Genomic DNA, 17,813 nt, shown 5'->3' with positions numbered 1-17,813 from the left:
ATACGAGAGCGCGGCGCGGGGCCTCCCCGCGCCGCGCTCTCCTGCGCGGTCGAGGGCGCGATCGACTGTCCCGCGACAGCCGCCGCGCTCCGCGGGACCGGAGAGGATCGGCGCGGAGCGATCAGGGCCGGTACAGGACGGCCGCTGTGCCGCGGACTCCCGGCCGCGCCTGGAACAGCGCTCCGGCGAGAGGGTGCGCGGCGGCATCGGCGGGAGAGTAGTCCTCGCGGGACGTCGTGATGAACAGGGTGTCCAGATCGGGTCCGCCGAAGGTCACGCTGGAGACCTGCGGGGCGTCGACGTGGACGACACCGATCAGCTCGCCGGAGGGGTCGTAGCGATGCACTGCCGAAGCACCCCACATCGCTACCCACAGCGCCCCCTCGTCGTCGATCGTCATGCCGTCCGGGCTCCCTGGCCGCGACGACAGATCGAGCGATCCGTCACGACGGAGGGCGGACCCCTCCGTGAGATACCGGTCGATGCGGTGGGTCGGGGTGTCGATGTAATGCATCGTGCTGCCGTCTGGGGACCAGGCCAGACCGTTGGAGATCGTGACCTCGGGGACCGCCTCCGTGACGACGCCCTGGTCGAGGGCGTAGAGGGAGCCGGCGCCCGAGCGCTTGTCCATCGCCATCGTGCCGAACCAGAACCGGCCGGCCGGATCGACCTTCCCGTCGTTCATGCGCCGGTGCACGCCGTCGCGCGGAAGGACGTCGACGACGGGGGAGACGGTGCCCTCTGGGGAGAGGGACCACAGGCCGTCCGCAGCCGCGACGAGCCAGCCGCCGCGCACGTCTCCGACGACGGCGCCCACGGGACCGTCGAAGGCGATCGGGGGGCGGAGCAGGAAGCTCGTACCCTCCGGGGTCGCGGAGCGGACGAGTCCCGCGTACTGGTCGACCCATATCAGCGTGTCGCCGCGCGGGTCCCAGAGCGGGCCCTCGGCGTGATGCGACACGGGCGGGATGCACACCGCGGCCTCCCAGTAGGCGGGGACGGCGGAGCTCATGCGCCGCCTCCCGGCGTCGCCGCGACCGCGTCGTCCGGGTGCTCCACGGGCTCCTCCAGGCGGCCCCGGGTCTGATCGACGAGCGCACGGGTGAGGCCGACCGCTGCTCCGGCGTCGCGTGCGGTGAGCGCGTCGGCGAGCCGGACGTGGATGGCCAGGGCCCGCTCGCCCTCCTCGTCGAACACCGGCACGCTGCCGGAGTAGCGCAGCCGGAGGGCGGCGAGGACGGTGTCGGAGAGCTGCGCGAGGACGGAGCTCGAGGCCGCGACGACGATCGCCGAGTGGAAGTCGAGGTCGGCCCGCGTGAACGCGGCGACGCGCCGGTCGCGGTAGGTCGCGGTCATCTCCTCGGCGGCCCGGACGATCGCGGTCAGCTGCTCCTCCGTGCCTTGGACCGCGGCGAGCTCCGCCGCCGCCGGCTCGATGATGGTGCGCAGCTGCATGAGCTCGCGGAGCTGGATCTGCGCGTCGTCCGTGTGCGACCGCCAGGCGATGACCCGCGGATCCAGGAGCTGCCAGTGCTCGCGGCCGAGGACGGTGATCCCCACCCGCTGGCGGGCGACTATCATCCCGAGCGTCTCGAGGATGCGCAGAGCCTCTCGGATCACCGACCGCGAGACGCCGTGCTCGCGGGTGAGCGTCTCGATGTTCAGCACCGTGCCCGTCGGCGGATCTCCACCGACGATGGCGGTGCCGATGGTGTCGACGAGGGAGCGTTGATGAGTCATGAGACGGGTGGGACCACTCCCTCGTAGGCGCGCTGCGGGAGCTGCGTGGCGAGCTTTCCGCCGCTCACGTCGATGAGCGTGCCCGTGATGTAGTCGGCGGCGTCGCTCGCGAGGAACACGAGCAGATCGGCGATGCTGTCGGCGGTGCCCCAGCGGCGGAGGGTCAGCGTGTCGAGCAGCCGGTCCTGAGCCGCCTGGGGCATCGTCTCGAAACCGTTCATGGCGCTCGGGATCATACCGGGAGCGTAGGCGTTGACCGTGACGCCCCACGGCCCCAGCTCGCCGGCGAGCACCCGGCTGAACTGCACGACGGCCGCCTTCGATGCGCCGTAGGCGGCCGCGCCCACCGAGGGGACGATCGCCGCGAACGAGGCCGCGTTGAGGATGCGTCCATGACCGGAGGCCTTCACATGCGGAAGCACCGCCTGCGACATCAGGAACACGCCGCCGACGTTCACGTCGAAGCAGCGGCGCCAGGCGGCCAGATCGAGATCCTCCACCCGGCCCTCGACGTTGATGCCCGCGTTGTTGACCAGGACATCGATACCGCCGAACTCCTCGGCGACGCGAGCGACGCCGCTCGCCACGGAGTCGGGCTCGGTCACGTCGCCCTCGATCTGGAGGACGCCCTCGGGCGCGCCCTCCGGGAAGGCGACGTCGAACGCCGCCACCTTCGCACCCTCGAGGGCGAACCGCTCAGCGAGCGCCCGCCCGATGCCCCGGCCGCCACCCGTCACCAGGACGACCCGATCCGTGAGATCCATCAGCATGTCCTACCCCCGTCGTTCTGAAAAGTCTGCTTATTATAGATCTCATGGACGCGGAGATGCGAGTCGCCTGGGTGACAGGAGCCGGAAGCGGAGTGGGGCGCGCCTGCGCGACGGCCCTGGGGGAGCGGGGGTGGACCGTCGCCCTCTCGGGGCGCAGGGCGCCCGAGCTGTCCGAGACGGCGGGACTCGTCCGCGCCGCAGGCGGCACCGCCCTCGAGCTGCCGTTCGACGTCGCCGCGGACGACGCCCGTGAGCGCGTCGAGGCGATCGCCGCCGCGACCGGCACCGACCGCCTGGACGCCGTCATTCTCTCCGCCGGTGCCAACACCCCGCGGCGGGCGTGGGCGGACCAGTCGATGGCGGAGTTCGCGAGCGTCGTGCAGACCAACCTCCTCGGCGTCGTCCGCAGTGCCGACGCCGCACTTCCGGGACTGCGCGCCGCATCCGGCGTGATCGTCGTGGTCTCCTCGATCGCGGGCTGGCGCCCCTCGCCCGGCGCCGGAGTCGCCTACAGCGCCGGGAAGACGGCGCTCGCGCCGGTCGTCCGCACCCTCAACGACCAGGAGGCGGACTCGGGCGTCCGCGCGACACTCCTCTGCCCCGGGGACATCGACAGCGACTTCCTGCGCCAACGGCCCGAGGTCCCCGGCGCGGCGGCCCGATCGGTGATGCTCGCGCCCGCCGATATCGCCCGCTCGGCGATGTTCGTGGTCGACGCACCCCGCCACGTGCGGATCGACGAGCTCGTCATCTCCCCGCTCTCCCAGCGCTCCGCCTGATCGCGCTCGACCCGCGCTCGACCCGACCCGACCCCACACGACCCGCGGTCGCCGTCTTCACGGCGCCCGGACACCGACGAGAGGCTCCCATGAACCACCGATGGCTCCGCACCGGCGAGGAGCGCACCCCGCGCATCTCCTTCGGCGCCGACTACAACCCGGATCAGTGGCCGCGCGAGGTCTGGGCCGAGGACGTCCGGCTGATGCAGGAGGCCGGGGTCGACGTCGTCTCCGTCGCCATCTTCTCCTGGGCGAAGATCCAGCCCGCCCCCGACCAGTGGGACTTCGCCTGGCTCGACGAGGTCCTCGACCTGCTGCACGCCGGAGGCATCGGAGTCGATCTGGCGACGGCGACCGCCTCCCCGCCGCCCTGGCTCACGCTGGCCCACCCGGAGATCCTCCCCGTCACCGCCGACGGCAGGATCCTCTCGCCCGGGGGCCGGCAGCACTGGCGTCCCACCTCGGCGGTCTTCCGAGCGCACGCCCTCGAGCTCGTCGAGCGCATCGCCGAGCGCTACCGGGACCACCCCGCGATCGTCGCCTGGCATGTCAGCAACGAGCTCGGCTGCCACAACGCCTGGGACCACTCCGAGGACGCCACGCGGGCGTTCCGCACCTGGCTCGAGCACCGCTACACCGGCATCGACGGCCTCAACGCGGCGTGGGGGACAGCGTTCTGGTCGCAGCGCTACAGCTCGTTCGAGGAGGTGCTCACTCCGCGTCTGGTGGCGGCCCTGCCGAACCCGACCCAGCGCCTGGACTTCCTCCGTTTCTCCTCCGACGCCCTGAAGGAGTACCTCGTCGCCGAGCGCGAGGTGCTGCGGCGGATCACCCCCGACATCCCGGTCACGACCAACTTCATGATCATGGAGGGCAAGAACCACGCCGCCTACGACGACTGGGCGCGGGAGGTCGACTTCGTCTCCAACGACCACTACCGCTTCGCCGGGGAGCAGTCCTTCGACGAGCTGGCCTTCTCAGCGGCGCTGACCTCAGGCGTCGCGCAGGGATCGCCCTGGTTCCTGATGGAGCACTCGACCAGCGCGGTGAACTGGCAGCCGGTCAACCAGCCCAAGCAGCCGGGGGAGATGGCGCGCGACGCCCTCACCCACGTCGCCTACGGCGCCGACGCCGTCTGCTACTTCCAGTGGCGGCAGTCCGTCGCCGGAGCGGAGAAGTTCCACTCCGCGATGCTGCCCCACGCCGGCGAGGACAGCCAGCTGTTCCGCGACGTCGTCCAGCTGGGGGAGCGGCTGCGCCGGCTGGACGATGTGGCGGGGAGCCGGCGCGAGGCGGCCCCGGTCGCCGTCCTGTTCGACTGGGACTCCTGGTGGGCGAGCGAGCTGGAATCGCACCCCAGCACGCTGCTGCGCTACCGACGCGAGGCGCTGGACTGGTGGCGCGCGCTCGCCGACGCGGGCGTCCGCGCGGACGTGATCACCCCGGGCACCGACCTGACCCCGTACGACGTCGTCGTCGCTCCGATGCTCTACCTCGTCTCCGGGCGGACAGGTCGCGAGCTGACCGGCTACGTCGAGGGCGGCGGGAACCTGATCACCACGTACTTCTCGGGGATCGCCGACGAGAACGACCACGTCGTCGCCAGCGGCTACCCGGGTGCTCTGCGCGACCTCCTCGGCATCCGAGTGGAGGAGTTCCACCCGCTCCTCGAGGAGGAGCACGTCCTGCTGGAGGGTGACCTGCACGGATCCCTGTGGACCGAGGGGATCCAGCTCCGCAGTCCTGAGACGCGGGTGGTCCGCCGCTACGCGACAGGACCGCACGCGGGCGAGCCGGCGGTGACGCGGCGCGCGGCCGGAGCGGGCAGCGCCTCCTACGTCTCGACCCGTCTCCGAGGGGGTGACCTCCTCGATGTCGTCGCCGAACTTCTCGAGGCCGCCGGAGTGGCCTCCGAGCTCCCGTCGGAGATGGTCGGCGCCGTCTTCCACTCGCGGCGGACGATCGACGGCAGCGGGTTCGATTTCTACATCAACCGCACCGACCGCCGAGTCGCGCTTCCCTCTGATGAGCCGGACCTTTTCGAGCAGCGGGCTGTTCCTCCGAGGGGAGTCGCAGTGGTTCGTCGGATCGGCAGCCCACCCCGCTGACAGCGAGCCGGGCGGCGCTGCTGCTCGAAGCGCTGATCCGCTCGATCGTGCAGCGCGCGGGGGCCGTGCCGCATCGCGACCGGTCGCCGGGAGTCGGCGCGTCCTGATCGGAGGCGGGCTCACCGGTCCGGTCGTGCCGACCCCCCCCGGACGCGAGGAAGGGCCGCCCCGAGGGACGGCCCTTCCCGCGACTCCGTCGGCCCGCGCTCCTCCAGAGGAGCCGGGCCGACGAGTGCTCAGTGCTGGCGGATCTTGTCGATCAGCTTCCCGCCGATGTCCTTGACCTTGTCGGTGATGGGGGTGCTCGACTTCGGGCGCTCGGTGACGGTGAACGGCAGGGTGATCGCCTTGCCGGTCTGGTCGCCGGTCACCGTGACGCTGTAGTCGCCGGGCGTGGCGGGCGCCTTCGCCGTGACGGTGAGGCCGCCGCCGGCGAGGTCGCGGGTCGCGGTGCGGTCCGTGAAGAGGGGCGCGGAGCCGATCAGCTGCGTGTCTCCGTTGAAGCCCCTCGCGGTGAGAGTGACGTCGGCTCCGGGGGCGAACGACGAGCCGGAGAGCTCGGCGGTGGCTCCGAAGCTCATCGAGCGGATGTCGCGGTCCACTCCGAGCGCGTTCGTGATGGTGAAGAACGTGTCGGTCTGGTCGGTGAGCCCGGCGACGTTCGCCGCGCCCGGCCCGTAGGCGGCGATGCGCAGCTGCGTTCCGGTGTGCTGCTGCGATCCGCCCTCGGCGGCGGTGCCGTACGACACCTTCATGGTGCTGCCGTCGGCGGTCTTCAGCGCGGTGCTGAGCGAGGTCGGCGGGGTGGAGTCGACGATCTGGCTGGAGTGGGCGTGGTCGGCGGTGACGATGACGAGGGTGTTGCCGTCCGCCTCGGCGAACGCGAGCGCGGCCTGGACGGCCTCGTCGAGGTCGACGGTCTCGCCGATCTGGCCGCACGCGTTCGCGGCGTGGTCCTGCTTGTCGATGCTCGCGCCCTCGACCTGGAGGAAGAAGCCCTGGTCGCCGGTGTCGAGGAGGTCGATCGCCTTCTCGGTCATGGAGCGGAGCGTCGGCTGCTCGGCCGGACGGTCGGGGTTCGCGACGCAGGTCTGCGGGGCGGCGTCCGCTCCGCCGACCGTCGCCGGGGTGGGCGCGTAGCGGACGGGCAGGTTGCCGGAGTTGAACAGTCCGAGCACGGGCGCGTCCTGGTCGGCGACGGTCAGCGCGTCGAGCTGCGCGGCGGTGGCGGGAGTCGTGGCGTCCCCGAGCACCTGGAAGCCGCGCTCCGCGGCCTGCTGGAACAGCGGCTCGCCGCTCCAGTCGCCGGCGCGGGCGACCTGCGCGAAGCTGGCCGACCCTCCGCCGAGGGTCAGGTCGGCGCGGGTGTCGAGGATCTGCTCGCTGATCGAGCCGAGTCCGCCGTTCTCCAGCGCGTCGTCGCCGCAGCTCGCGCTGTCGGGTCCGTAGCAGCTGCGGGCGTCGACGTGGGCGGCCTGCACGGCCGGGGTGGCGTCCTGGATCTCGGCGGTGGTGACGTTGCCGGTCTTCAGGCCGTTCGCCTTCGCGATCTCGAGGAGGGTGTCCTTGCGCTGCTGGTCGATGTCGACCGAGATGGCGTTGTCGTAGGTCTTGGTGCCGGTGGCCCAGGCGCTGCCGGTGGCGGCGGAGTCGGGCACGTAGTCCGGGGCGCCCTTGACGGCGCCCGTCGCCGGGTCGTCCGCGCGGTAGAGCGAGTAGGTCGTGTACTGGCCGGTGATCGGCAGGGCGTCGATCCCGGGGAAGCGGCCGGCCGCTCCGTACTGGTAGTTGCGGGCGACGGTGATCTCCGAATCGCCCATGCCGTCCCCGATGAGGAGGATGACGTTCTTCGCGTCCTGCTCCTTCACCGCTGCGCGCAGCGAGTCGGAGAGGTCGGCGTCGACCGGGGAGATGCGGGCGGCTCCGCCGGTGGCGGAGAGGTCGGCGGCACCGACGGCAGTGGCGGCGCCGGGTGCGGCCAGGGCGGCGGCGCAGACCAGAGCAGCGGCCGAGAGGGCCAGAGCGGAGCGTCCGCGGTTCGCGGAGCGGAACAGTCGTGTCACGTCGTGGACTCCTTGAGAGGTGAGACCCCGGAAAGGGGCACGCTCATCTCACTCCTCATCGCCGCATCGGTGGGTGAACGGTGATGCATAGCTGAGTGAACTTTCCGACGAGGGCTCTCGGCCCCGGCGGCCCGCCGGAGCGTCCTGCCGACCGGCGTCCTGCCGACCGGCGCTCACCGGGAGCGTCGGTCGGCAGGGGCGCGGTCGCCGGGAGCCTTTCGGGTCAGCGCTGGACGAGCGGGACGGCGATGTCCGTGACGTCCGCGCCGATGGCGCCGAGCGGAGTCGCCGTGCCGTTCAGCAGTCCGATCTCGTAGAGCGACCCGTTGACGGCGGCGAGGCCGACCGAGCCGATGGAGCTGCCGTTGCGGAGGACGGAGTAGATGTCGAAGCCGGTCGCACCCGCTGCGTCGAGGCCGAGCTTCCCGGTCGGCGCCAGGGTGCCGGCGTTGGCCGGGGACTGGATGGCGATCTGGTCGAGGGCCGTGTCGAGGACGAACAGGGTGGTCGCGCTGTTCGCGTCGAGGTCGTTGTTCGTGTACGCGGCCCCGGCGACACCGGTGGCCACGGCGGGCGCGGCGTAGCTGAGCGTGCCGTCGGCGACCGTCGCGGCGCCCGCGGTGGCGAACGGCTGACGGAGGTTCTGGCCTGTGTCGCTGACCACGCGGAGCGCGTTCGCGGCGGGGTTGAAGTCGACGCCGAAGGAGGTGCCGCTCAGCGCCACGGTGAGACGGGTCACCTGGGTGGCCACGCCGGTGGACGGGTTGATGGAGTAGACGCCGGCGCTCGCCGCGTTGTCGCCGACGCCGTAGAGGGCGCCGTCCTGGACCCGGTAGTCGATGCCGATGAGCGCGGTGTCGCCGCCGGTGAGGCCGGTGACGGCGACGCGGTTCGTGACCTTGCCGGGCTTGGTCGGGTTGAACTGCACGAGCTTCGTGCCGCCGTCGGAGAGTCCGACGACCCGCAGCTTCGCCGCCACGGAGCGGACCGCGTTGATCAGGTTCCTGTCCGACGCGCTGCTGGAGTCGCTGGTCGCCGCGGCGGGAGCGACGCTGCTCGCACCGGCGAGCACGGGTGCCACCGCCATCACGCCCGCGACGGCGACAGCTGCGATACCGACTCTGATGTTCCTGGTCATCGTGCACTCCTCGAGACTTGCGGTCGCCGGAGATCGGCGGCTCGGAGGGGGATACCGTCCGGAGCGCGCGAGCGTTCATCCGATCCGGAGATCCGTGCCCCGTCACTCCGGCGAGCCGTCGGCGAACCGTCGGAGCGCGGCGGCGTAGCGGTCCGGGTCCCGGTGGTCGCTGTCGGTCAGGATCAGCACCGAGCCGGAGACGGCGCGGGTGTACTCGCCGCGGCAGGGGAGGGTGACCACCGTCCTCAGTCCGGCCTCCCAGGCGGGGACGAGGGAGCCGAGGCAGCGCCGCTCGGGGGCGGCGTCCAGCGGGACGTCCCGCGCGTCCATCCGGGTGGATCGCAGCTCGTCGTGCCAGGCGCTGAAAGGCGCTCCGAGGGAGTCGTCGCCGAAGCGCTCCCGCCAGCCGGGGCCGCGCGCGAGGTCGAGGAGGCGTGCGCGCTCGGGGGATCCGTCGGCGGTGCTGGAGAGCTGCCGGAGGAGCGGGCCGGTCTCGACCGCCAGATGCTCGACGCAGTCCTGCCACAGCTGAGGCCAGGCGCGCTGCTCGTCGGCGCCGGGCTCCGCCGACCCGACCCGCTCCGGGGACCGCTCGAGCGGCGGAGGCCCGTCGACCGCCGGAGTGAAGCCCCACGCTTCGCGGATCCAGAGGAGCTCGAGCAGCGCCGAGGGGTTGTCCTCGACCGTGATGACCATCTGCGACGGCCAGGGGTCGCCGGGAAGAGGACGGGATGCGCGCATGGGAGGGGCTCCTTCCGAGGGGATGAGGTCGGATCGTGCCGGAGAAGGCTCCAGGGAGGCTGGGCCCGCGTCGGCCGACGCGCCAATCCTCCGGGCGCCCAGCGGCGTCCCCGGTGATCGTCCCCGCGAGCGGTCGAGGACGGCGCCGAGCGCCTCCCGAATGTCGGTGCCCCCGACCTACACTCGGACGCGTTCGAACACACGTTCGATACCACGAGGAGGGGGTCGACCATGAGCGTGACCGTCGTGGAGCGCATCGCGACTCCGGCCTCGGACGCCGTCGCCGTCACCTTCCTCGTCACCAGCGAGGCCGTGGCGGCGGGATTCCCGTCGCCGGCGCAGGACTACTTCGACGGGTCCCTCGACCTCAACGACCACCTGATCCGCGATAGGACGTCGACGTTCATCGTCCGTGTCTCGGGCGAGAGCATGGTCGGCGCGGGCATCAGCGACGGCGACGAGCTCGTGGTCGACCGGTCGATCACGCCGACGCACGGGAGCGTGGTCATCGCGATCCTCGACGGCGAGCTGACCGTGAAGCGCCTCGAGCTGCACCCCGGGGGAGTGGTGCTGCGGGCCGAGAACCCGGAGTACCCGCCGATCCACGTCGCCGAGCTGAGCGACCTCCAGGTGTGGGGCGTCGTCACCGTCTGCCTCCACCGGCTGCACCGTGCGCTCTGAGCGGCGCATCGCCCTGGTCGACGTGAACTCGTTCTACGTCTCCTGCGAGCGGCTGTTCGATCCGAGGCTCGCGGGCCGCCCCGTCGTCGTCCTCTCGAACAACGACGGCTGCGTGGTCGCCCGCTCCGACGAGGTGAAGAGGCTCGGGATCGAGAACGGCACGCCCTGGTTCCAGATCGAGCCGCTCATCCGCTCCGGTCGCCTCCCGGAGGTGATCGCCCGATCGAGCAACTACGAGCTCTACGGCGAGCTGTCCGCGCGCGTCATGGAGCTGCTGGGCCGCTACTCCGCCTGGCAGGAGGTGTACTCGATCGACGAGTCCTTCCTCGGCATCGACGGCGACGTGGCGGAGCGGGCGAAGATCGGCCGGGCGATGCGGGCGGCCGTCGCAAAGAACGTCGGCCTGCCCGTCTGCGTCGGCTTCGGACCGAGCAAGACTCTCGCGAAGTTCGTCAACAAGGGCGGAGCGAAGAAGCACCCGCGCCTGGGGGGCGTCTGCGACACCGACTGGTACACGCCCGAGCAGCTCGACGCGCTCATGGCCTCGCAGCACGTCACCGAGCTGTGGGGAGTCGCCGGCCGCACAGGGAAGCGCCTCGCGGAGCTGTCCATCCACACCGTCCGCGACCTCCGCGACGCGGACCCCGCGCTGATCCGCAAGAAGTTCTCGGTCGTCCTGCAGCGCTCCGTCTACGAGCTGCGCGGCGTCGACTGCATCCCCCTCGAGGCCGCTCGCACCGTCCGTGACCAGCTGATCTTCTCCCGGTCGTTCGCCACTCCCGTGACGACGATCGCGGACATGGAGCAGGTGCTCTCCGTCTACGCGCAGCGCGCCGCCCACCGCCTCCGCGCGCAGGAGTCGGTCACCAGGACGATGAGCGTGTTCGCGTCGACGTCGCCGTTCGCGGACGCGCCGTACGAGTCCGCCGGCGGCCTGGCCGGCTTCCCCGTTCCCACGGACGACCCGGTGGCGATGGTGAGGGCCGCGATCGGCACCCTGCGCCCGCGGCTGCGGGAGGGCGCGCGCTACGTGCGGGCCGGCGTCATCCTCACGAACCTGTCGCCGCGGAACTCCCATGCGCTGCTCGAGATCTTCGACACCGCCTTCGACACGAAGGGCCTCGGCGCCACCATCGACGCGGTGACGAAGCGCCACGGGCGGTCCGCGGTCGGCCTCGGGCTGGCAGGCATCCGCACGGGGCCGGTGTGGACGATGAAGCGCGACGCACTCTCGCTCCGGGCGACGACGCACTGGGGCGAGCTGGCGACGGCGCACGCGCGGTGAGCCCGCCGCCGGGGAGATCGGGTCATCCGACGCGTAGGCGCCCGGGGCTCTCTCGGGCAGGCTCGTCGCCATCGACGAGTGTCGGTGCGGGGACGGCGGGAGGACCCATGGCCGAGAGCTGGCAGGACGCGTCGGTGCGGGGCGTCGCGATGATCGAGAACGAGCTGGTCGTGCGCGACTTCCTCGAGGTGTGGAGCGCTCGCGACAGCCGCCAGCTCGTCCCGTTCCTGCATCCGGAGGTCGTCTACAGCGCGTCGAGCTCGCAGGAGATCGCGGGGCGGGCGCGGGTCCTCGAGATGTGCGACGAGGTCCATCGGGCGTTCACCGAGATCCGGATCGCCCTCGTCACGATCGCCGTGGCCGGCAGCGTCGTCCTCACCGAGCACGCCCTGCACCTCCGCTCGGACACGGGGAAGGGCCACTGGCTCCGCTGCTTCGGGAGCTACGAGCTCCGCGGAGAGCAGATCGTCACCTGGCGGCAGCTCCATGGCTGAGGGCCTCGCGTGACGGCGGTGACCGGGCCCGCGCGACTGCGGCTCGCCCTGGTGCTGCTGGCCATCGCCTCGGGCGCGACCGACGCGTTCGCGTTCCTCCTGCTCGGCGGCATCTTCACCGCGAACATGACGGGCAACCTGGTGCTGCTGGGGCTGTACCCCCGCTCCGCCTGGCTGACGACCGCGGCCGGAGCGGTCACGGCGATCGTCTTCTTCGCCGGAGCGGTCTACGCCGGGTTCCGCACGACCCGGGCGCGCACGCCGTCGACCGGCGACGGGAGACGTCCGCTCCGCGCGATCGCACTCGTGGGGGTCGTCCTGCAGCTCGCCGTCGCGGTCGCCTGGCCGACGGTGCAGGGCGGCACGTCGCTGCTCGTGGACTGCGCGTTCATCGCGACCAGCGCGGCGGCGCTGGGGCTGCAGACCGTGCTCGCGAAGCGGATCTCCGGCGCCGCCGGCCTGACGACCACGTTCGTCACGGGCACGCTCACGAGCCTGATGCAGGAGCTCGCCGAGCGCTCGTCCGGGTCGAGGACCCTCCAGGCGCTCATCGTCGCGAGCCTCGCGGTCGGAGCCGTCGTCGGAGCGGCGACCGTGACGCTCGCTCCGGCCTGGGCCCCGACGCCGGCCCTGGTGCTCTCGGCGGTCGCCGTCGTGCTTCTCTTCGCGCACCGCGCGCGAGCCGTGCCCGCGGGAGCGGAGCCCGGGGCCCCGCGTCCCGCGTGACCGGGATCAGGCGTCGAGCGCCCACTTCGGCCGGACCCAGTGGCAGGTGTAGCCGCCGGGGTGCTTGCGCAGGTAGTCCTGGTGCTCCTCCTCGGCGTCCCAGAACTCGCCGGCGGGCTCGACCTCGGTGACGACCGGTCCGGGCCAGCGGCCCGACGCGTCGATCTCGGTGATCGTCTGGCGCGCGACCATCTCCTGCTCAGGCGAGAGGAAGAGGATCACGGAGCGGTAGGCCGTGCCGATGTCGTTGCCCTGACGGTTCTTCGTCGTCGGGTCGTGCACCTGGAAGAAGAACTCGAGCAGGTCGCGGTAGGAGAGCTGCTCGGGATCGAACTCGATCTCGACCGCCTCCGCGTGGTCGCCGTGGTGGCGGTAGGTCGCGTTCGGCGTGCTGCCGCCGGCGTACCCGGCGCGGGTGCTGAAGACGCCCGGCATGTCGCGGATGAGCTCCTGGAGCCCCCAGAAGCATCCGCCCGCGAGGATCGCGCGCTCCTCGGCCATCAGACGCCTGCCTTCGTGTCGTGCGCGGACTCGCGCGGAGAGATCATCATGCGGGCAAGTCCATCACGACCGGGGACGTCGCGGCGAGCGTCGGACGACTCTCGGAGCAGACCGTCGGCGGGGGAGCCGAGCGTGTCCCGGCCGAGCGCTCCGTCACTGCGATCGGTACGCCGCCGGAGATGCACGGGTGGGAACGAGTCATCTGACCGGGTCGCTCCGGGTGCCCCCGTTCCTACGCTCGTCGGTACAACCGAGGAGAGAGCGGAGCGGACCATGGAGCAGCCGAACGTCGAGACGCGCAGTGCACGGCGAGTGATCGAGACCCTGACCGCCAATGGCGTGAAGTACGTCTTCGGGATCCCGGGAGCGAAGATCGACGCGGTCTTCGACGTCCTCGCCGACGAGGGGCCGGAGCTGATCGTCTGCCGGCACGAGCAGAACGCCGCCTTCATGGCCGCCGCGGTGGGGCGGCTCACGGGCAGCCCGGGCGTCGTCCTCGTGACCTCCGGCCCCGGCACGACCAACCTCGCCACCGGCCTGCTCACGGCCAACACGGAGCAGGACCCGGTCGTCGCGCTCGCCGGAGCCGTGCAGCTCTCCGACCGTCTCAAGCGCACGCATCAGTCGATGGACGCGGCCGCCTTCCTCACCACCGTGACGAAGTACACGGTCGAGTCGACGGATCCGGACGACGTCTCGGAGGCGGTCAGCAACGCCTTCCGCGCCGCGGTCACCGAGCCCCGAGGCGCCGCGGCGGTCGTCCTCTCGGCCAGCGTGATGGCCGCGCCGACCTCGCAGGTCATCACCCGGGCGGCCACGGGGCCGATGAGCGGTCCGGCGCGAGCCGAGGACCTCACCCACGCCGCCGACCTGATCAACACCGCGGAGCGGCCCGTCCTCCTCGTGGGACTCCGCGCGTCGGAGCCGGCGACCGTGGCGGCACTGCGGGTCCTGATCAGCGAGACGGAGCTGCCGGTGATCGAGACGTTCCAGGCGGCCGGCCTCGTCTCCCGCGAGCTCGAGGACCACTACCTGGGCCGCGTCGGCCTGTTCAAGAATCAGCCCGCCGACCTCGCCCTCGCCGAGTCCGACCTCGTCGTCGCGATCGGCTACGACGCCGTCGAGTACGACCCGGTGATCTGGAACAGCGACGTCGACCGCCGGATCGTCCACATCGACTCCGTCGACGCACCGCTGGACAACCACTACCTGCCCGCGCTGGAGCTGAAGGGCGACCTCGCGCAGACCGTCGCGGCCCTCACGCCGCTCGTCTCCGGCCTGCAGCTCGACGAGGACGCGGCCGACCGGGTCGCCCGGCACCGGAGCGAGCTGGAGCGGATCGACGACGCGGCGCGCACGGCCGAGGCGGCTCTCGGGACCGTCGATCCCGCCCGCCTCGTGCTCCTGATGCGCGACCTGCTCTCGGACGACGCCACCGTGGCCTGCGACATCGGCTCGAACTACATCTTCATGGCCCGGCACTTCCGGGTGTACGAGCCCAAGCACCTGCTCTTCTCGAACGGGCAGCAGACCCTCGGCGTCTCCTTCCCGTGGGGCATGGCGGCGAGCCTCCTGCGCCCCGGGACCCCGGTGGTCTCCGTCTCGGGCGACGGAGGCTTCCTGTTCTCCGCGACGGAGATCGAGACGGCGACGCGCCTCGGCCTCTCGTTCACGCACGTGATCATGCGGGACGACACCTACGACATGGTCGGCTTCCAGCAGCTGCTGAAGTACGGCCGCAAGTCCGGGGTCCAGCTCGGCGACTACGACATCGAGAAGTTCGCGGCGGCGTTCGGCGCCACGGGCAGGCGGGTGAGCGGCCTCGCCGAGTTCGAGGAGGCGTTCCGGGCTTCCCTGGCCGAGCCGGGCGTCTCGATCATCGACGTCGCGGTGGACTACAGCCGCAACGTCGACATCGCCGCCCACCTCATCGAGGACGCCTTCGAATGAGCACGCACACGGTCGACTCGACCGACGACTACGCGATCTACCAGAGCTCGACCATGGCCGCGCTGCTGGCCGGGGTCTACGACGGGGACCTGACGATCCGCGAGCTGCTCACCCACGGCGACCTCGGGCTGGGCACCTTCAACCACCTGGACGGCGAGATGGTGATCGTCGACGGCGTCTGCTACCACCTGCGCAGCGACGGCTCCGTCCAGGTCGCGGACGGCGACGACCGGACGCCCTTCGCCGCCGTGCTGCCCTTCCACGCGACCACGACGTTCACGGTCGAGGAGCCGACCGGTCTCGCCGGACTCACCCGGCTGATCGACGACGCGGTCGACGGCGGGAACATCCCCGTCGCCCTGCGGATCGACGGCCGGTTCACCGAGGTCCGCACCCGGACCGTGGGCGCGCAGACCGAGCCGTACCCGCCCCTGATCGAGGCGACCGCCCACCAGAGCGTCACCGGCATCGCCGACACCCGCGGCACGATCGCGGGCTTCCGCACTCCGCAGTTCGAGCAGGCCGTGTCGGTCCCCGGGTATCACCTGCACTACGTCGACGACGCCCGAGAGAAGGGCGGGCACGTCCTCGACGTGACCGTGGCCGAGGTGACGGTCTCGCTGACGACCGTCGCCGGACTGCACCTCGCGCTCCCGGAGACGGACCAGTTCCGCCGGGCGGACCTGGCGATGAAGGACATCGCGGCGCAGGAGGCGCGAGCGGAGGGGTGAGGCGGACAGGACGTGCGGGGAGACGGGCCGGCCGCGACCCGTCTCCCCGGAGGCCGGTCAGGGCGCGAGCTCCTCGCGGACGATCGAGGCTCCCGCGCTCAGCGCGCTGAGCTTCCCCCAGGCGAGGTCGCGGGGCAGCGGCGCCATGCCGCAGTTCGTGCTGGGGAGGAGCAGGTCCGCGTCGACGAACCGGAGGGCGCGTCGCAGGGTGTCGGCGACCTCCTCGGGCGTCTCGACGGTCCCGCTCGCCACGTCGATCGCTCCGAGCATGACCTTCTTGCCGCGGACGAGCTCGATCAGCTCCATCGGCACGTGGGAGTGGTGGCTCTCCAGCGAGACGATGTCGAGCGAGGACTGCTGGAGGAGCGGCAACGACTCCTCGTACTGCCGCCACTCCGACCCGAGGGTCGCCTTCCAGTCGGTGTTCGCCTTGATCCCGTAGCCGTAGCAGATGTGCACCGCGGTCTCGATGCGGAGTCCCTCCGCCGCCCTCTCCAGCGCGGCCACACCCCAGTCGTGCACCTCGTCGAAGAAGACGGTGAAGGCGGGCTCGTCGAACTGGACGATGTCGACTCCGGCGTCCTGGAGGGCTCGCGCCTCCTCGTTGAGGATGGTCGCGAACTCCCACGCCAGCTTCTCGCGGCTCCCGTAGTGCCGGTCGGAGAGGGTGTCGATCATCGTCATCGGGCCGGGCAGCGCCCACTTGATCGGCTGATCGGTCTGCTCGCGCAGGAACCGGGCGTCGTCGGCGAACACGGGCCTCTCGAGCCCTACGGCGCCGACGACGGTCGGCACGCTCGCGTCGTACCGGTCGCGGATGCGCACCGTCTCGCGCCGCTCGAAGTCGACGCCCGTGAGGTGCTCGATGAACGTCGTGACGAAGTGCTGGCGGGTCTGCTCCCCGTCACTGACGATGTCCAGGCCCCGGTGGTGCTGCTCGTGGACAGCGGCGCGCAGGGCGTCCTGCTTGCCCTCGGCCAGGGCGTCGCCGGTCAGGCGCCACGGGGACCACAGGGTCTCCGGCTGCGCGAGCCACGACGGCTTCGGCAGGCTGCCGGCGATCGAGGTGGGCAGGAGCGGGAGGGACGTCGAGGATCCGCGGGCGCTCATCGGACCGCTCCCGCGTACCCGGCGGCCCACTGCCGCAGCCGCTCCCCGTGCGGCTTCATGAGGTGCTCCTCTGCGAACCGCCCCTGCTCGACCGCGAGCCGGCCGCGCTCCTCGCGGTCGTAGGAGACCGCGGGCCGCACGTAGTCCTGCTGCTCCAGGTCCGGCCGGTAGACGTCGGCGGCGGCCGAGCGCGCGCCGTAGATCTCGGGCCGGTAGATCCTCTGGAACGTCTCCATCGTGCTGATCGTGGCGATGAGCTGGAGGTCCGAGTAGTCCTCCAGCAGGTCGCCGCCGCAGTAGAACGCGAGCGGCGCCGTGCTGCCGGGCGGCATGAAGAAGCGGACCCCGAGGCCCATCTCCGCGAAGTACCGGTCGGTCAGCGAGAGCTCGTCCTGCCGGTACTCGACGCCGAGGATCGGATGGAGGGTCCCGGTGCGCCGGTACGTCCTGCTCGTCGAGACGCTGATGCAGATGACGGGCGGCGTCGACGAGAGCTCCGCGTACTGCGCGGAGTACCGGAAGTGCTGGAAGAGCGCGCCGTGCAGGACGCCGAAGTCGTCGGGGACGGTGAAGCCGGCCTGCGCGGCGTTGACCGCCGGCAGCCGCACGCTGAAGTCGTGGTCGCGGAGGTAGGAGGAGAAGTTGTTCCCCAGTGTCCCCGGCTGACATCGGCCGGTGCGGCGGTCGAGGATCCGGGTGCGCAGGACCTCCAGCAGGGGGAACTCCCGGTCCTCGCCGTCCGTGGTGAGCCGCAGCCCGACGGAGACGATGTCGAGCCCGACCGTGTAGCGGCCGCGGCTCGGATCGTCGCCCGGCACGAGATCGTTCAACCGGTCGTCGATCATCCGCAGCGCGGTCCGGAGGTTCTCCCGGCGGCGCTCGCCGCGGGCCAGATTCGCGAAGTTGGTGGTGATCCGGGAGCTCCGGGCCGGCGAGTAGTCCTCGTCGAAGGGGGTGAGGGTGATGCTGAAGGCGGGTTCGTTCGTCATGATCGGC

At 71.6% G+C, this 17,813-nt stretch carries 17 protein-coding genes; 8 read left to right on the top strand and 9 right to left on the bottom strand.

Annotation, left to right across the window (positions count from 1 at the left end):
* Positions 1-121: 121 nt before the first annotated feature.
* Genes C5C55_RS11540 through C5C55_RS11530 form a run of 3 tightly spaced genes read right to left on the bottom strand, consistent with a single transcriptional unit; the run spans position 122 to position 2,504 of the window.
* On the bottom strand, positions 122-1,012 hold the full coding sequence (locus tag C5C55_RS11540) for an SMP-30/gluconolactonase/LRE family protein (RefSeq protein WP_104233994.1): 891 nt from the start codon (positions 1,010-1,012) through the stop codon (positions 122-124).
* Positions 1,009-1,740, bottom strand: a complete 732-nt coding sequence (locus tag C5C55_RS11535; RefSeq protein ID WP_104223306.1) for a FadR/GntR family transcriptional regulator — start codon at positions 1,738-1,740, stop codon at positions 1,009-1,011. The genes C5C55_RS11540 and C5C55_RS11535 overlap by 4 nt, the downstream gene beginning before the upstream one ends.
* Complete coding sequence (locus C5C55_RS11530) at positions 1,737-2,504, bottom strand: SDR family NAD(P)-dependent oxidoreductase (RefSeq protein WP_308470860.1); 768 nt, start codon at positions 2,502-2,504, stop codon at positions 1,737-1,739. The genes C5C55_RS11535 and C5C55_RS11530 overlap by 4 nt, the downstream gene beginning before the upstream one ends.
* A gap of 50 nt (positions 2,505-2,554) precedes the next feature.
* On the opposite strand from C5C55_RS11530, the gene C5C55_RS11525 reads away from it, so the two are divergent.
* Positions 2,555-3,289, top strand: coding sequence for an SDR family oxidoreductase (locus C5C55_RS11525; RefSeq protein ID WP_104223304.1), 735 nt, complete (start codon positions 2,555-2,557; stop codon positions 3,287-3,289).
* An 89-nt stretch (positions 3,290-3,378) separates the two neighbouring features.
* The gene (locus tag C5C55_RS11520) at positions 3,379-5,397 is read left to right on the top strand and encodes a beta-galactosidase (RefSeq protein WP_104233993.1); all 2,019 of its coding nucleotides are present in this window, start codon (positions 3,379-3,381) and stop codon (positions 5,395-5,397) included.
* A gap of 236 nt (positions 5,398-5,633) precedes the next feature.
* Here C5C55_RS11520 and phoA read toward each other — a convergent pair whose 3' ends face one another.
* The 3 genes from phoA to C5C55_RS11505 all read right to left on the bottom strand — a co-directional run bounded on the left by phoA (position 5,634) and on the right by C5C55_RS11505 (position 9,339).
* Positions 5,634-7,460, bottom strand: coding sequence for an alkaline phosphatase (phoA, locus tag C5C55_RS11515; RefSeq protein ID WP_308471545.1), 1,827 nt, complete (start codon positions 7,458-7,460; stop codon positions 5,634-5,636).
* A 223-nt stretch (positions 7,461-7,683) separates the two neighbouring features.
* Positions 7,684-8,598 carry a DUF4394 domain-containing protein gene (locus tag C5C55_RS11510; protein ID WP_219812590.1) on the bottom strand — a complete coding sequence of 305 codons (915 nt, stop codon included), beginning with the start codon at positions 8,596-8,598 and terminating at the stop codon, positions 7,684-7,686.
* Positions 8,599-8,700: 102 nt separating this feature from the next.
* Positions 8,701-9,339: a hypothetical protein gene (locus C5C55_RS11505; protein WP_104233992.1), complete on the bottom strand. Its 639-nt coding sequence runs from the start codon at positions 9,337-9,339 to the stop codon at positions 8,701-8,703.
* Between the two features lie 231 nt (positions 9,340-9,570).
* Between C5C55_RS11505 and C5C55_RS11500 the strand changes: the two genes are divergently transcribed.
* The 4 genes from C5C55_RS11500 to C5C55_RS11485 all read left to right on the top strand — a co-directional run bounded on the left by C5C55_RS11500 (position 9,571) and on the right by C5C55_RS11485 (position 12,525).
* A complete protein-coding gene (locus C5C55_RS11500) occupies positions 9,571-10,020 on the top strand; it encodes a LexA family transcriptional regulator (RefSeq protein ID WP_104233991.1) in 450 nt (149 codons plus the stop codon).
* Positions 10,010-11,305: a Y-family DNA polymerase gene (locus C5C55_RS11495; RefSeq protein WP_104233990.1), complete on the top strand. Its 1,296-nt coding sequence runs from the start codon at positions 10,010-10,012 to the stop codon at positions 11,303-11,305. The genes C5C55_RS11500 and C5C55_RS11495 overlap by 11 nt, the downstream gene beginning before the upstream one ends.
* Positions 11,306-11,412: 107 nt before the next feature.
* Positions 11,413-11,799, top strand: a complete 387-nt coding sequence (locus C5C55_RS11490) for a nuclear transport factor 2 family protein (RefSeq protein ID WP_104233989.1) — start codon at positions 11,413-11,415, stop codon at positions 11,797-11,799.
* Positions 11,800-11,808: 9 nt separating this feature from the next.
* Complete coding sequence (locus tag C5C55_RS11485; RefSeq protein WP_104226548.1) at positions 11,809-12,525, top strand: YoaK family protein; 717 nt, start codon at positions 11,809-11,811, stop codon at positions 12,523-12,525.
* A gap of 6 nt (positions 12,526-12,531) precedes the next feature.
* Here the strand turns inward: C5C55_RS11485 and msrA are convergent, their stop codons facing one another.
* Complete coding sequence (msrA, locus tag C5C55_RS11480; protein ID WP_104233988.1) at positions 12,532-13,026, bottom strand: peptide-methionine (S)-S-oxide reductase MsrA; 495 nt, start codon at positions 13,024-13,026, stop codon at positions 12,532-12,534.
* Between the two features lie 273 nt (positions 13,027-13,299).
* Here msrA and alsS point away from each other — a divergent pair, with 273 nt between their 5' ends.
* A complete protein-coding gene (gene alsS / locus C5C55_RS11475) occupies positions 13,300-14,976 on the top strand; it encodes an acetolactate synthase AlsS (protein WP_104233987.1) in 1,677 nt (558 codons plus the stop codon).
* Positions 14,973-15,707 (top strand): acetolactate decarboxylase, encoded by a 735-nt coding sequence (budA, locus tag C5C55_RS11470; protein ID WP_104223295.1) that lies wholly within the window; start codon positions 14,973-14,975, stop codon positions 15,705-15,707. The genes alsS and budA overlap by 4 nt, the downstream gene beginning before the upstream one ends.
* 57 nt (positions 15,708-15,764) lie before the next feature.
* Here budA and C5C55_RS11465 read toward each other — a convergent pair whose 3' ends face one another.
* Positions 15,765-16,817, bottom strand: coding sequence for a methionine synthase (locus C5C55_RS11465; protein ID WP_104233986.1), 1,053 nt, complete (start codon positions 16,815-16,817; stop codon positions 15,765-15,767).
* Complete coding sequence (locus tag C5C55_RS11460) at positions 16,814-17,806, bottom strand: putative oxygenase MesX (protein WP_104233985.1); 993 nt, start codon at positions 17,804-17,806, stop codon at positions 16,814-16,816. Before C5C55_RS11460 ends, C5C55_RS11465 begins: the two co-directional genes overlap by 4 nt.
* Positions 17,807-17,813 lie beyond the last annotated feature (7 nt).

It is taken from the genome of Rathayibacter sp. AY1C2 (assembly GCF_002931195.1).
GTDB lineage: Bacteria > Actinomycetota > Actinomycetes > Actinomycetales > Microbacteriaceae > Rathayibacter.
This window is presented reverse-complemented; position numbering and strand designations above follow the sequence as displayed.

Coding starts and splice junctions, on each gene's coding strand:
- C5C55_RS11540 (WP_104233994.1), bottom strand. CDS start 1,012: ATGAGCTCCGCCGTCCCCGCCTACTGGGAGGCCGCGGTGTGCATCCCG.
- C5C55_RS11535 (WP_104223306.1), bottom strand. CDS start 1,740: ATGACTCATCAACGCTCCCTCGTCGACACCATCGGCACCGCCATCGTC.
- C5C55_RS11530 (WP_308470860.1), bottom strand. CDS start 2,504: ATGGATCTCACGGATCGGGTCGTCCTGGTGACGGGTGGCGGCCGGGGC.
- C5C55_RS11525 (WP_104223304.1), top strand. CDS start 2,555: ATGGACGCGGAGATGCGAGTCGCCTGGGTGACAGGAGCCGGAAGCGGA.
- C5C55_RS11520 (WP_104233993.1), top strand. CDS start 3,379: ATGAACCACCGATGGCTCCGCACCGGCGAGGAGCGCACCCCGCGCATC.
- C5C55_RS11510 (WP_219812590.1), bottom strand. CDS start 8,598: ATGACCAGGAACATCAGAGTCGGTATCGCAGCTGTCGCCGTCGCGGGC.
- C5C55_RS11505 (WP_104233992.1), bottom strand. CDS start 9,339: ATGCGCGCATCCCGTCCTCTTCCCGGCGACCCCTGGCCGTCGCAGATG.
- C5C55_RS11500 (WP_104233991.1), top strand. CDS start 9,571: ATGAGCGTGACCGTCGTGGAGCGCATCGCGACTCCGGCCTCGGACGCC.
- C5C55_RS11490 (WP_104233989.1), top strand. CDS start 11,413: ATGGCCGAGAGCTGGCAGGACGCGTCGGTGCGGGGCGTCGCGATGATC.
- msrA (WP_104233988.1), bottom strand. CDS start 13,026: ATGGCCGAGGAGCGCGCGATCCTCGCGGGCGGATGCTTCTGGGGGCTC.
- alsS (WP_104233987.1), top strand. CDS start 13,300: ATGGAGCAGCCGAACGTCGAGACGCGCAGTGCACGGCGAGTGATCGAG.
- budA (WP_104223295.1), top strand. CDS start 14,973: ATGAGCACGCACACGGTCGACTCGACCGACGACTACGCGATCTACCAG.
- C5C55_RS11465 (WP_104233986.1), bottom strand. CDS start 16,817: ATGAGCGCCCGCGGATCCTCGACGTCCCTCCCGCTCCTGCCCACCTCG.
- C5C55_RS11460 (WP_104233985.1), bottom strand. CDS start 17,806: ATGACGAACGAACCCGCCTTCAGCATCACCCTCACCCCCTTCGACGAG.